The organism is Flavobacterium sp. Root935, assembly GCF_001429295.1.
Taxonomy (GTDB): domain Bacteria; phylum Bacteroidota; class Bacteroidia; order Flavobacteriales; family Flavobacteriaceae; genus Flavobacterium.
Window position 1 is genome coordinate 1528504 of the sequence record NZ_LMJL01000012.1, and the last position, 13665, is coordinate 1542168.

Sequence of the window (13665 nt, forward strand, 5' to 3'; positions counted from 1 at the left end):
TACATTTTGGACAATTTACATCATCACTAACTTTGGAACACCATGTCGAATTTTTATTCATTTTAGCAGATTTAAGGCAATAATAAAACAAAAAAGATGAGCATCACTGCTCATCTTAAAATTATTTATTTCTAAAACTTGTTCAATTTCAAAAGGTTAGAAATCTAAAATCTTATATCACTAACTTTGAAACACTACCAAGTTTTCTATTTTATTTAATCTCATGTCGAGTTTAAAAAAATTATCGAAAATTTCATAGGTCTTAGCTTTTTTCATTTAAATAATTTATTCATCCTAAATTGCTTTATACTCCAAATGTTTGGGTTCCGGAATCAAAAATAATGGTCGTAAGTTATTAACCTCATAAAACCGATTTGATTTTAAACAATGCTAAAATACTTTTAGGCATCGATATTATATGTGTCTTTTGTCACACTTACCATATTTTACTTCATTAATTATTAAACATTTACAAAAACTCAAATAATTAAAAGTAATTCTTGCTCTATTCTTTTAAGTACATATTAGCGGAATTATTTTTTTCCAATTATAGAGTCTCAATTAACCTTGTTCACTATATCTGGCTGTTCATTCTGAATGAACAGCCAGATATAGTGAACACATTACATTAAATAAGAAAATAACTAAAGAAGTTGAACCGAAAAAGATCTTTTTTTGGGTAGCTGTATTTGTTCACGAATACGAAGTGAAAATATTCACATGAACATAATTACATAGATAACTTCAATTTTTTGTAAATTATATACCTTATAAATGCAAAAATTTGTAGATAGCACTTCATTAAGTTGTATTAACTTTAAAAATCTGTAGCTCAGCCATTATTCTAAACAAAAAAATCAATTATGCATCACATCTTCTATACACTATAAAGATAGCTGGATTGTATTTTATATCTTAAAGCATATAATTTTGCTGTAACTGTTTGTTTTATATCTAAAAGCATATAATTATATCGTTCACAATTGGGTTACCAAAGAACATATAAGAATGAATTCCATTCAATTTCATTTTTTATAAAAAAGCGAAAACATTAAGACGTGACTCAAGTACAAGTATAACTTTAATTTTATAAGATAAACTGACCATGGTTAGATATCCAATGCAAATCTGGTTTTAAAAATGTTTGGACAAATCTTAAGACCTAAATCAGCCAATAATTAAACATTAGCAATCTTAAATTATAAAGTTGTTCTTCACAATCAAATCTTTTATGACCTAAGATCAGTAATTTTTTTAAAGTTAAATTTAAAAAGACCTTTAAAAATTGAATTGACAAAAAGTTGATTATTTTTGCTTTATACTTGCTAAAATTATTTCATGGAGCTTATTAAAGATATTTTAGAACATTTAAATATTACTGACGAATGTACAACAATTGAAGCCAAAAGAGGGAGCGAAATTGACACATCTATAATGGAAACTATTTGTGCTTTCTCCAACGAGCCGGGCTTAGGAGGAGGATTAATAGTTTTAGGAGTGGTTAAAGACGAAAGCAGCTTATTTCAAAATTATATAGTTGAAGGAATTACAAATCCAGACAAATTACAATTAGATATAGCTTCTCAAACAGCGACATTATTTAATCAGCCTGTTAGACCAGAAATTGAAATAGAGAAAATGCCCAATGGAAAGTTAGTCCTAAAAATGTTTGTAAAAGAATTACCTGATGGACAAAAACCTCTTTATTTCAAAAAAAAGGGCTTGCCTCAAGGCGCTTACAGAAGAATTGGTTCAAGTGACCAGCGATGCACCGAAGATGATCTATTTATATTCTATAATAAAGAAGATAGTTTAGATAGTATTATTGTAAAAGATACTAGTCTTGATGATGTCAGTGAAGAAGCCATTTCTTTATACAAAAGTTTAAGGTCAAAAGTAAATGAATATGCTGAGGAGTTAAACTATTCTGATTTTGATTTATTAAGATCTTTAGGATGTGTAAAAAAAGATAAGGACGAATGGAAACTAACCTATACAGGACTACTTGTTTTTGGAAAACGTCCTGCCCTAAGAAGATTACTACCGATGGTACGTATAGATTACATTAGAGTACCAGGTAATGAATGGGTTGAAGATCCTGAAAACAGGTTTACAACAATAGATATGAGAGGTCCGCTTATTGAACTGGTTCAAAGAGTATTTAGTGCAATTGCTGATGATCTCCCTAAAGGATTTCTTTTAGGGGATGGAGAGTTGCAGGCTTCTGCTATTGGTCTGCCTTCTAAAGTTCTGCGTGAAGCACTTGTGAATGCTTTTATACATAGAACTTATAGAGAAAATCAGCCGATACAAATTATTCGCTACGGCAATAGACTAGAAATTAAAAATCCAGGTTTTTCATTAAAGCCGGAAGAGCAGCTAGGTGAACCAGGTTCTAAAAACAGAAATCCGTTTATTGCATCCATTTTTCACGAAACCAATCTTGCAGAAACAAAAGGGAGTGGTATAAGGACAATGAGAATTTTAATGGAAAAATCCTCCCTAGCACCGCCGACATTTGAAAGTGACCACACCGCAAATTTATTTACCACTCGCCTTTTACTGCATCATTTTCTTAATGAAAGTGACCTTCAATGGCTAAATACTTTTGCTGAATATGAGTTAAATACTGAGCAGAAAAAAGGATTGATTTTCATTAGAGAAGCTGGTGCCATTGATAATTCAACATATCGACAATTAAATGCATGTGATGTATTAAAAGCAAGTAATGAATTAAGAAGTCTCCGAGACAAAGGTCTTATTGAACAAAAAGGAAAAGGAAGATCTACATATTATACTACTGGTGGAGTTCTTAACACAGATGATGATGTTCCTAACACAGAACCTAATGATCTTAACACAGAAGCTAATGATCTTACAACAGAACCCTACGATCTAACACAGGAGCTACCTTCTGATATAAGAGAACAAATATCCAACCTAGGAGTTAGAGAAAATGATCAAAATAAAATAAAAGATATAGTTTATAAAATATGCAGTTTTAAAAGCTATTCTGCAAAACAGATAGCTCTAATACTTAATAGAAATGAAAATTACATTTATCGAAACTATATCCTGCCGATGAAAGATGAAGGCAGATTACAGCATACAATAATAGATATGCCAAATCATCCCGACCAGGCTTACAAAGCTGTTTAATATAAATGTAATTCTTTCATTAATGTAAAATATAAATATTTTACATATTTAAATTAAGTTCAAACATTTCCAACTGCCTTTTAATTGATATATAAAATTTTCTAAAATGTTACTTATAATATAAAAAAGTCTATTTTTGTCATATTAAAAAAAACAGAACTATAACCTGCTAAAAAACAAGACATTACGACGTAAAAAAGCGTGTTTTAAAGTTTGTGGCATAATCGTGGCGCGACAGAAAAAAAAATATTAGAAATGCAGTATAAAAGCGGGCTACGGGCATAAGGTTCGAATCCCTCTTTCTCCGCTGAAATTTAAACCCTTAACTTTGTTAAGGGTTTTCTTTTTAATATAACATCCTTAAAAAAGCATTTTAAATTTTCAATGCTCATCAATACATACATGTTTTAAGTGGAGCTCTCCTATCCTAAAAATGGTTTGTTCGAAAAACTTTAGAAACGAAAAAAAAAAAAAAAAAAANCGTCTATCCGCTCTAGAATTCTGAAGCGATATAACAGCCCATATGGCAGCAGGCAACCAGCCAATTAAAGTAAGCTGTAAAATTAAACAAAGTAAAGCCGTCAAAATTTTACCTCTTAATAGAAAGGAGATACACGGGAAAAATATTGCTATAAGTGTCATCATTTTATATGGTTTGATTATATGTCGTAAATCTTGTAATTTGTTACTTAGTATCTCACCGTAATGTAAAATTATCTGAATCTCAGAAAAAACAAAATATTTATCAAAACAACACAATACTCTAATCACTCTTTCTACGTTTCTAATTCAGTTATAAATCTTTAGCTTAATCAATGATTTTACTTTTTTTTATGGGTAAATTATTTTCTTTGCAAATAGTTCCAAAAAAATTTTCACAATTCAAAAAACACCTTATCTTTGCACTCGCAATCAGAAAATGGTAGCAGCATACTGGAGAAATGGCAGAGCGGTCGAATGCGGCAGTCTTGAAAACTGTTGACTGTAACAGGTCCGGNCAGATGAAGTTTCAGAAGAAACTCAAAAAGTTAAATCCTTTAAATCTTACGATTTAAAGGATTTTTTTATTGTTTTTAATAGAAAATATGCTGTTTCCACAGAACTGATAAAACTTTTACAAAGGCAAACTAAGAAGCTTTAAAACAACTGTAAAACAAAAACGGATAAGTTTTATTTACCTCATCCGTTTTTATTTTAATCACAAAGAAAACTGACTGCTCCTAATAAGGCTGCAACTTCATTGTCATTTGAAATGGAAATTTGAATTTCGGAACCAGATTTCTGAATTGTTTTGTTAAATGAAGACAAAAACAAATCGCTTGCATTGGCAATTTTTCCCCCAATAATAATATGATCTGCTGTAAAGTTGGCAATCCATGGAATTGCGACTGTTGCTAAGTCCTCTCCCATTCTTTCAAATACCTGAATTGCCTGCTGATCTCCATTTTTCGCTAGATTGTAAAGTTCTAAACCATTATTAAGATCGCTACCGGTTAAAGATTTGTAATGGGATAAAAGACCTCTAACTGAAACATAATCTTCTGCAATTCCATCTTTATAAGATAGATTGTATATTTCGCCATCAGTGGGAACAGAATTACCTGAACTTATTGATGTTCCTTTGTCAATAAAACAAGCTCCTAATCCTGTTCCTAATGTTACAGCCATTACTTTTTTAGAAAGATTTTCCTGTTGTTTAAAAACTTCTCCTTTTCCAAAACAAACAGCGTCATTTTCAAAAAGAATTGGAAAATCTGCAGGAAAATCAAGAGTTTCCAAAAGCAATTCTCGAATGTTTAATCCGTAAAAATGTTCATATTTAGATTGATCTTTAATCCAGCAAATGCCATTTTTATAATCAAATGGTCCAGGCATGCAAATTGCAATTCCTGCAATATCTTTAATCTTAGAATTTTCTATTGCGGTGCTGATTACTTTTTTCCAGATACTCATAACCTGATCTGCTGGCATATTTGAATCAAAAGATTCTTTACAAAGCGAAAAATCAAGAACTTTCATTTCTGCTTTATCAATAACCGCAGCTGTAATGTGCGTTCCTCCTATATCCAGCCCAATGGCGTATGATGTATTCATTTTTAATTATTTAGCTTTAGTACTAGATATTTTTGTCTTTTAAAATTTGAGGATAATGAATACTGGTATGTACAATCATTTCGCCAAATAATGTATTTGCCCAAGCAAACCATTTACGGGTAAATTTGTTTACATCGTCTTTATGAAATGATTCGTGCATAAATCCAGTATCGGCGTTTGTTTTTATTAAATTGCTGATGCAGTTTTTTATTTCTTTTTCATCTACACTTGTAATTGCTCTTAAAACAATACTCATAGGCCAAATCGTATCTACTCCTGTGTGCGGACCACCAATACCTTCTCCTGCTTTTCCTTTATAAAAAAACGGATTATTCTCAGACAGTACTACTTTTCTTGTATTCAGATATAAAGGGTCATTTGGAGCAATAGCACCTAAATACGGCAATGATAATAATGACGGTACATTGGCATCGTCCATCATGTGGAAACTGCCGTATCCGTTTACTTCAAAAGCTATAATTTTTCCGAATTTTGGATGGTTGATGATTCCGTGTTCATTAAGACCTTTCTGAACCTCATCTCTTAATTTTGTGGCTTTCTCAACCAAATCATTATCCTTTAAGGCTGGAAGAGAGAAAATTTCAATCAGATATCCTAAGATTTCGATTGCAAACATATTACTCGGAATCAGATAACCGAATAAAGTAGAATCGTCACTTGGTCTAAAAGTTGAAACTATTAATCCGCAAGGTTTGACAGGATAACCATAACCTCCTAACGGAACACCGTCTGTTGCCCAAGCCGTCTGACGCTGAAAACTATAAGGTCCGCCTTTGCCATCCATTCGCTGCTGTTCTTTAAAAGTTTGCAGAACCAAAAGCATCGCTTCTTTCCATTTTGCATCAAACAAACTGATGTCTCCTGTTGCTTTCCAATATCCATGCGCTAATCGAACGGGATAACACAAACTGTCAATTTCCCATTTTCTTTCATGAATTCCAGGCTGCATTTTAGTAAGATCATTTTTCCACTCGCTTTCTTTGGTAAAATCTTTATAAAAGGCATTTGCGTACGGATCCAACAGAATGCATTTCGCTTGACGATTAATTACTCCTTTTACCAGTTCTGCCAGTTTTGGATCTTCTTTTACAAACGGAATATACGGCCAAATCTGCGCTGTACTGTCTCTTAACCACATGGCATCAATATCTCCTGTAATTACGTAGGTATCTGGCTTTCCATCAATAATTTCAAAATCGACAGTGGTATCTAAAGTGTTTGGAAAACAGTTTTCAAATATCCACGCCAGTTCTGGATTGGCAATTTGTTTTTTAATGCGTACGATAGCGGCTTCAATTGCTTTACTCGTAAATTTTCTTTCGGCAACAGGAGGCCTTTTTGAAACAAAATCTTTTAGTGGAAACTGAAAAGTATCTGAATTAAATCCGAAAGCTTCTGTCTGAAGTGCCAGTAATCCTGCTGAAAAAATGCCTGCGTTTTTTATAAATTTTCTACGTGACTGCATATATTTTTATTTTGAAGTTGAATAAGAATATGGGAATGCTTCTTTTGTTGTACCTCTTTTAAAATTAGGAGAATTGGTCATATCAAAATTTAATTCTCCTCCTTCCAACACATCAAAGTGATTGATGTAATTTTTAGAATGAAGAACATTATCCCATTTTAATTCGTTTACATATTTGTTAGTTTCTGAATTATTAGGCGCATTGATAATAAGCTGTTTTCCGTTTTCTAACTGTAAAGTTGTTTTCTTAAACAAAGGCGCTCCCAAAACATATTCTTCTGTTCCTGGACAAACCGGATAGAATCCCATGGCTGAGAAAATATACCAAGCAGAAGTTTGCCCGTTATCTTCATCTCCGCAATAACCATCTGGAGTAGGCTTGTACAAACGATTCATGACTTCTCTTGACCAGTATTGTGTTTTCCAAGGCTCTCCTGCATAATTGTACAAATAAATCATGTGCTGAATTGGCTGGTTTCCGTGAGCGTATTGTCCCATATTCATAATTTGCATTTCGCGGATTTCATGAATAACGGCTCCATAATAACTGTCATCAAAAACGGGAGGCATTGTAAATACTGCATCTAATTTCGCTGTAAAATTCTTCTCTCCTCCCATTAAATCAATCAAACCTTGAATGTCATGAAAAACACTCCAACTGTAGTGCCAGCTGTTTCCTTCAGTAAAGGCATCTCCCCATTTAAACGGATTAAAATTAGGAGGGAAACTTCCGTCTTTATTTCGTCCGCTCATTAATCCAATTTCTGAATTATACAGTTTTTTATAATTCAGCATTCGTTTTTCAAAAAGGCTGATTTCCTTTTTCGGGCGATTTAATGCTTTTGCCAATTTCCAAATCGTAAAATCATCATAGGCATATTCAAGTGTTCTAGCCGCATTTTCATTAATCTTCACGTCATACGGAACATACCCAAGAGTATTGTAATATTGAACTCCTTTTCTGCCCACAGCATCCATTGGCCCTTCATTATTGGCTCCGTGCAGCAAAGCTTCGTATAAAGTATTGATATCATAGCCGCGTAATCCTTTCATGTAAGCATCAGAAACTACAGAAGCAGAATTATTTCCTACCATTACATTTCTAAAACCTGGGCTTGACCATTCTGGCAGAAATCCGCCTTCTTTATAATCGTTTATTAATCCTTCCTGCATTTCTTTGTTTATAGAAGGATAAACGAGATTTAGCAGAGGATATAAAGCACGGAAAGTGTCCCAAAATCCTGTTCCCGCATACATATAGCCTTGCAACACTTTTCCGTTGTATGGACTGTAGTGCACAATTTTTCCGTCTTTATCAATTTCATATTGTTTTTGAGGAAAACAAACTGTACGGTATAAACAAGAATAAAAAGTCTTTAACTGATCGGTATTATTATCTTCTACAGCAATTTTCCCTAGAACTTTATTCCATTCGGCCTTAGATTGCGAAACTGTTTCTTCAAAAGTCGATGTACCTAATTCGTTTTTTATGTTCAATTCTGCCTGTTCTGGACTTATAAAAGAAGATGCTATTCTAACATTTACTTTTTCTCCTTTTTTAGTTTTAAATCCGATAACTGCTCCTACATGATTTCCTTCAGCTTCCAATTTATCGCTCAAAATTTTATCAATCCAAGTTGAATTAGTTAGAAACTTTTTATCAAATTCTAATACAAAATAGTTCTTGAAATTTTGAGGAACTCCACCGCTGTTTCGTGTTGTATAACCTATTATTTTATTCTCTGACGGAATTATTTTGATATAAGACCCCTTATCAAATGCATCGATCACAATAGAAGATTTTTCATTTTCGGGAAATGTAATCTGAAAATGTGCTGCTCTTTCTGTTGTTGTAATTTCGGTCGTAACGTCATGATCGGCCAAATAAACGCTGTAATAATACGGTTTTGAAACCTCAGCTTTATGGCTAAACCAGCTTGCTCTTTCGTCTTCGGCGAAAGCCAATTTACCCGTAACTGGCATAATCGAAAACTGACCGTAATCGTTCATCCAAGGCGAAGGCTGATGCGTCTGCTTAAATCCTCTAATTTTTTCTGCCGTATACGTATAAGCCCATCCATCGCCCATTTTGCCAGTTTGAGGAGTCCAGAAATTCATTCCCCACGGCCTGCAGATGGCGGGATATGTATTTCCGTTCGAAAGATTATGTAATGATTGTGTTCCCATTAACGGGTTTACATATTCTACAGGATCTAAGGCTTTTACCTGCGCGTTTAAAAAAAGACAGGATTGTAATATTCCTAAAAAAATTAAACTCTTTATTTTCATTTTTTTTTGCTTTATGCTTTAAGCCATAAGCTTTAAGCTTTTAATCTTCGTCTAAATACCTGCAAGGTTTTGAAAATCTCGCAGGAGCGTTGCTGAAAAATCTAAAATCTAAAATCAGAAATCTTAAATTATTGAGGCCTATCTTCTTTCTTAACCCCAAAAGTTGATGACGGTTTACTTCCCATTAATAATTTCAATTCTCCTCCTTTTACGATCATCTCTTGTGTGATATATGATTTTGTATATGGTTTTCCGTTATATTCTGCTTTTTGGATATAGATATTTGATACGCTGTTATTAACCGCATTTATTGTAAATGAAATGCCTTTTTTATGATGAATTACAGCACTGTTTACTAACGGACTTCCCAGAACATAAATTCCGTTTGCAGGATTAACCGAATAGAATCCCATAGAAGATAAAATATACCAAGCCGACATTTGTCCTAAATCTTCGTTCCCGCATAATCCGTCTGGTTTTGTTGAGTATAATTTATCATCGATTTCTCGAATTAATTTCGCTGTTTTCCAAGGCTGTCCGACATACGAATACAAATACGGAATATGATGATTTGGCTCGTTTCCGTGAGCGTACTGACCTATTAAACCGCTGATATCTGGCGAAACATCTTCTCCTTCTACCTTATCTGTCAGCAGGAAAAGTGAATCTAGTTTTGCAATAAATTTATCTTCACTGCCAAATAAATCAATTAAACCGTACGGATCTTGCGGAACCAGCCAAGTGTACTGCCACGCATTTCCTTCAACGTAATCGTCTTTTCGATGTGCGGAAGAAAGCGGATTAAACGGTGTCCTCCAATTTCCATTGGTCAATTTACCGCGCATAAAAGTGGTTTCTTTATCAAAATACAGTTTGTATAAATTGGCTCTTTTGGTAAAATAATTATAATCGTCTGTTTTATTTAAAGCTTTTGCCATCAAAGCAATACAGTAATCATCGATAGCATATTCTAAAGCATTTCCAACAGATTCCAGCATTTTATCGGCAGGAATATATTCTATTCTCTGAACATAATCCATTCCGTCACGCGTTTGCATTGCTGTTTTTTTAATGGCGTCGTAAGCTAAATTGACATCGTAATCTCGATATCCTTTTAAATAAGCATCGACGATAACGGCAATAGAATGATTTCCATTCATTGTATTGGTTTCGTTACCCATTAAATGCCAGACTGGCAATCTGCCCTGCTGGTGATAAATCGCTAAAAATGACTTTACAATATCATTGATTTTTTCAGGTTGCGTAATGGTGTATAATGGATGGAGTCCACGGTAAGTATCCCAAAGTGAAAAAGTGGTATAGTTGGTAAAATTGGCTTTTTCATATACTTTTTTGTCTGTTCCTCTATAATCTCCGTTGGCATCGTTAAAAATAGAAGGGGCAAACATGGTGTGGTACAATGAAGTATAAAAAACTTTCATTGTTTTCTCGTCTCCTTTTATCTGAATTTTATTAAGTTCCTTGTTCCATTTTGAATCTGCCAGTTTTACGACAGCTTCAAAATCCCAATCAGGAATTTCCGCTTTTATATTGGCAGATGCATTTTCGGCACTTACTGGAGAAATTCCGACTTTTACCAGAATCTGTTTGTTTTTTAAAGTTTTAAAATCTAAAACCGCTTTTATTTTTAAGCCTTCTCCTTCCGTTCCTTTTATCACAGCTGTACTGTCATAAACCATCATATTGGTGATTGGCTCAGAAAATTCCATTGCAAAATAAATACGCTGGTCTGAAGCCCAGCCTGCAGAATAGCGATATCCTTCAATTTTGGTTTCGCTTATTTTTTTAATGAAAGTTTTTACGGGTCTGTCCCAGCCAATTCCGTCAGCCAGATCAATTAAAATATGTGAATCGTTTGTGTTTTCGAAAGTATATTTATGAAAACCAATTCTTTCGCTGGCTGTTAATTCAGCCTTGACTTTATATTTATCCAATAAAACGCTGTAATATCCAGGTTTTACGACTTCATTTTTATGAGAGAAATACGAGCCGTAACCGTTTACCATATATTCTTTTGTTCCTTTTGTCAAACTGACTTTTCCACTTACAGGAAGCACCAAAATATCATTTAAATCGCCAATTCCAGTTCCGCTTAAATGCGTGTGTGTGAAACCCAAAATGGTATTACTGGCATAATTGTAACCGCTGCACCAGTCCCATCCTTCAAAAATATTTACTGGACCTAACTGCACCGCTCCAAAAGGAACATTTGCACCTACAAATACGTGACCATGACCCGCCGAACCAATAAGCGGATCTACATATTGTGTATAATTTATATCGCTTTGTTTTCCTTTTTTTTGCTGTGAAATTGCCGGATTAGCAAAAAATAAATTTAATGCCAAGACACCACTTAATAGTATTCTCATATTTTATCTTTTAATTCTGTGTGTTAGACGCAGCGCAGTGCGTCTCTACGAAACCCATGTCCCTTTGTATCTCTGAGTTTTTGAACCTCTATTTATATTTTTCCAAAACCTCAAACAAAGAATAAATTTTAATTTCTGGTTTTGTTATTTTCCCTTCAAACGAAATTGTTTTTTCTTCTCCTGATTTTAAATCAAAATAATTATCGCTCCATTTTCCATTATATCCTTTCATTGAAATGCAAACGTATTTTGCCATTTTCTGAGCTTTTATGATTACGTTATTTCCTTTTATTTCCCAGCTAATTTTTGGATCTTCCAGTTGCAAATCTTTCGGATGTGTAAAATCAGTTTCTGGTTTTATGTCATCTCTGTACGCTTCCTTTATAGCATACCAGGCTGCTTTTGGCTGTCGGTTATTATAATCAGTAATACTCCAGCTTGCTACTGGCCAGCAATCATTTAACTGCCAAACTAAAGTTCCCATATTGTAAGGCGCTTTCGAACGATGAATTCCAACAATATTTTTGATTGAATAATAATGCAGACACTGACTCAAATAGGCATAATCTTCCAAGTTCATCTTTTTTATTTTAGAAGCATCGATAAAATATTTACCTAAATAGGAATCTAATTTCTCAAAACCTTTGCCCGCTTTTAAATGTACTTTTAGTATATCTGAATATAAATGACGGTCTTCTGGAGAAGTAAAACTTTCAATTGAAGCATAATTCGGTAAAGACAGCATTCCGTATTCGCTCACAAAACGTCCTGTTTTTTTCTTAACAGCTTCAATATCCTCCAATCCCCACCAAATTCCCCAATAGTGGCTGTCTCCTTCGGTTACACTCTTTGCTTTTGACCAATGATGTAAAGGCGACGAACTTAAATAAGGACGTTTATCATCGACTTCTTTTACCCATTTCGGAATACTGTCATGAAATAAACGTGTATAATCTTTCCACAAACGGATTGAATCTTGTTTTGAAATTTTGAAACTTTTCATCCAGCCCCAATTTTTAAAGGCTTCATCAGATTCGTTATTTCCACACCATAAAACGATGCTTGGATGATGGCGCAGTCTCTTTACCTGATACTGAACTTCTTTTTTTACATTATCAAAAAAAGCATCATCTCCAGGAACCATTGTACCAGCGAACATAAAATCCTGCCAGACATTTATTCCGTATTTATCGCATAAATCGTAGAAATAATCGTCTTCATAAATGCCTCCGCCCCAAACGCGAAGCATATTCATATTGGCTTCTTTGGCAGATAAAACTATTTTTTCATATTCTTTTTTATTTACTCTAGAAAGAAAAGCGTCTGATGGAATATAATTGGCTCCTTTCATGTAAACTGGCTTTCCATCAATTTTAAAATAGAAAGATCTCCCCAAACTATCTGGCGCTTGTATTAATTCAATCTTTCGATTTAAAACATAAGGTTTCTCAGGATTTTTTTTGTCATAAGATTCCAATCTTGGCGTTTTCCAGATTCCGCAAGTTGTAAATTTTGGTCCCCAATCCCAGCCAAAATGGTATTGTGCTTTGCGGACATAAGCACGCGGATTGTCTGGAATTACAAATGGATAATCTTTTTTAGCCAACGAATCAACCACATTTTGTGCCGATTGAAATACGATTCTCAAATCGTTATTTCCTGATTTCAAGACTTTTTTGACCTCCACACGCCATTGACGAAACATATTATCCGCTTTTAAAACCAGCTTATTGTTTACGTAAACAGTTGCATAAGTGTCTAATCCGTCAAAAACTAAATCTGTGTTTTTCTTTTTCAGCATATTTGCTGTGACCTGAAAAGTGGTTTTGTATTCCCAGTTTTTGCGTTCTATCCATTGCAGTTTTTTTTCGTTATCTCTGTAAAACGGATCTGGTATTAATTTACTTTTTAGTAAATCTGTATGAATTTCTCCTGGCACATGGGCTGGATACCATTTTTGTGTTTTTTCTTCACGGTATTTCCAATTATTTTTTAGATCAATATGCTGCGCAAAGGCAATTGATGTAAAAACTGCCATACACGAACACAATAGCCAATGAAGTCTTTTTTGATAGTTCATTTTACTGAGTAATATTTTATACCTTCTAAAATTACTAAAAAAGGTAAGTAATCTGGTTTTTTTGGCAGTTTTAGAGAAGGAAAGAACTGACCGCAGCATTCCTTCTCTTTAGAATTTATTCTTTGTTAGTAACTCTAAAATACAACTAGAAATATCTTCTTTACCAC

The 13665-nt window shown here is 33.7% G+C and carries 6 protein-coding genes and 1 pseudogene; 1 reads left to right on the forward strand and 6 read right to left on the reverse strand.

Annotated elements, in window-relative coordinates; translation table 11 throughout:
* The first annotated feature begins 1338 nt into the window (after nucleotides 1-1338).
* Nucleotides 1339-3159: an ATP-binding protein gene (locus ASE40_RS21350; protein WP_057119654.1), complete on the forward strand. Its 1821-nt coding sequence runs from the start codon at nucleotides 1339-1341 to the stop codon at nucleotides 3157-3159.
* Between the two features lie 481 nt (nucleotides 3160-3640).
* On the opposite strand, the pseudogene ASE40_RS22445 reads toward ASE40_RS21350, so the two are convergent.
* The 6 genes and pseudogenes from ASE40_RS22445 to ASE40_RS21380 all read right to left on the reverse strand — a co-directional run.
* A pseudogene (locus ASE40_RS22445) lies at nucleotides 3641-3804 on the reverse strand (YqaE/Pmp3 family membrane protein); the annotation flags it as partial.
* Nucleotides 3805-4353: 549 nt separating this feature from the next.
* The gene (locus ASE40_RS21360) at nucleotides 4354-5253 is read right to left on the reverse strand and encodes an ROK family protein (RefSeq protein WP_057119656.1); all 900 of its coding nucleotides are present in this window, start codon (nucleotides 5251-5253) and stop codon (nucleotides 4354-4356) included.
* Between the two features lie 22 nt (nucleotides 5254-5275).
* On the reverse strand, nucleotides 5276-6739 hold the full coding sequence (locus tag ASE40_RS21365; protein ID WP_057119659.1) for a glycoside hydrolase family 125 protein: 1464 nt from the start codon (nucleotides 6737-6739) through the stop codon (nucleotides 5276-5278).
* A 6-nt stretch (nucleotides 6740-6745) separates the two neighbouring features.
* The gene (locus ASE40_RS21370; RefSeq protein ID WP_057119661.1) at nucleotides 6746-9028 is read right to left on the reverse strand and encodes a GH92 family glycosyl hydrolase; all 2283 of its coding nucleotides are present in this window, start codon (nucleotides 9026-9028) and stop codon (nucleotides 6746-6748) included.
* A gap of 128 nt (nucleotides 9029-9156) precedes the next feature.
* On the reverse strand, nucleotides 9157-11418 hold the full coding sequence (locus ASE40_RS21375; RefSeq protein ID WP_057119663.1) for a GH92 family glycosyl hydrolase: 2262 nt from the start codon (nucleotides 11416-11418) through the stop codon (nucleotides 9157-9159).
* Nucleotides 11419-11506: 88 nt separating this feature from the next.
* Complete coding sequence (locus tag ASE40_RS21380) at nucleotides 11507-13498, reverse strand: beta-mannosidase (protein ID WP_057119665.1); 1992 nt, start codon at nucleotides 13496-13498, stop codon at nucleotides 11507-11509.
* Nucleotides 13499-13665: the final 167 nt, after the last annotated feature.